General features: G+C 71.7%; 1 protein-coding gene and 1 pseudogene. One reads left to right on the forward strand and one right to left on the reverse strand.

From position 1 onward, the window contains the following. Window positions 1–71: 71 nt before the first annotated feature. Complete coding sequence (locus ACTIDRAF_RS0226115; RefSeq protein WP_016701576.1) at window positions 72–560, reverse strand: inorganic diphosphatase; 489 nt, start codon at window positions 558–560, stop codon at window positions 72–74. Between the two features lie 466 nt (window positions 561–1,026). On the opposite strand from ACTIDRAF_RS0226115, the pseudogene ACTIDRAF_RS34685 reads away from it, so the two are divergent. Next, window positions 1,027–1,271: pseudogene (locus ACTIDRAF_RS34685) on the forward strand (hypothetical protein); the annotation flags it as partial.

The following is a 1,271-nucleotide window of genomic DNA, read 5'->3' on the forward strand; positions in this document are numbered from 1 at the left end:
AGGGTGGCGTGGCCCGTCGGGCCACGCCACCCTGCCTCATCCGCACCGCGCGGTGGGTGCGGACCGGCGGCTCAGTGGTCCGTCGTCCTCAGCCGCTCGTAGGACCGCTTGATCTCGGCCTCGGCCTCGGCCCGCCCGACCCACATGGCGCCCTCGACGCTCTTCCCCGGCTCCAACTCCTTGTAGACCGTGAAGAAGTGCTGGATCTCGAGCTTGTAGAACTCGGCGAGGTGGTGGATGTCCCGCAGGTGCTCGGAACGGGGGTCGTCAGCGGGGACGCACAGTACCTTGTCGTCGCCGCCCTTCTCGTCCCGCATCCGGAACATCCCGATGGCACGGGAACGGATCAGGCAGCCGGGGAAGGTCGGTTCCTGCACCAGCACCATCGCGTCGAGCGGGTCGCCGTCCTCACCCAGCGTGTTGTCCACGAAGCCGTAGTCGGCCGGGTACTGGGTCGCGGTGAACAAGGTCCGGTCGAGACGGATTCGACCCGTCTCGTGGTCCATCTCGTACTTGTTCCGCTCCCCCTTGGGAATCTCGATCGTGACGTCGAACTCCACTCGGATCCTCGCTTGTTCTGTGTGGGTGCGGCGCGCCGACCGCACCGTGCGTCCTGCTGGTGCCCGCGTCCTAGTCTGGAACGCGAACTTCGTCGAAGCCGCGTCCGAGCCGCCGTCGCGGATGTCACTCCAGTCCCGTGTTGCCCGAATGACTGTCAAGGAGCTCCGAGTGTCCGGAACCGGACAACCACCGGTAGGTGCGCCCAGGCCACCGGACGACCGGCCGACAGGCCGGACCGACGGTGCGCAGGACCGCTCACGGGACCGCTTTCCGGACGGCACCGTACCCCGTGGCCCGGCGGAACAGCAGCCTGTGTCAGCCTCACCACGGTTGGAGGGCCAGGTTCCGTGGCCATCCTCACAGTCGGGTCGGGCCGGGCAACCGCCTCCGCCCGCCGCTCCGCCACGTACCCCGCCCCAGGGGCAGCCGCCGGCGGGACAGTCCTCCCTGCGCGGTGTGCTGCCGGTGAACGAGCGTGGCGCGGCGGCGGAGCAGCGTCCGGGGCAGGGCCCGCGCCCCGGGGGGCCGTCCCCCGGTGCCGACCCGGTCCCGGCGTCGTCCACCTCGCTCTCCGGCTCGCTGCCGTTGGAGGACGCGCCGGCCGGTGACGGTCCGACCACCGCGCTCCCCGCGCCGCCGCGCGCCTCCGCGCCCCCGCCTTCCGAACCGAGCTCCGGCCCCTCGCCGACGCCCACCGCACCGGCGCAGCC

This window comes from Actinoalloteichus spitiensis RMV-1378, from assembly GCF_000239155.1.
GTDB lineage: Bacteria > Actinomycetota > Actinomycetes > Mycobacteriales > Pseudonocardiaceae > Actinoalloteichus_B > Actinoalloteichus_B spitiensis.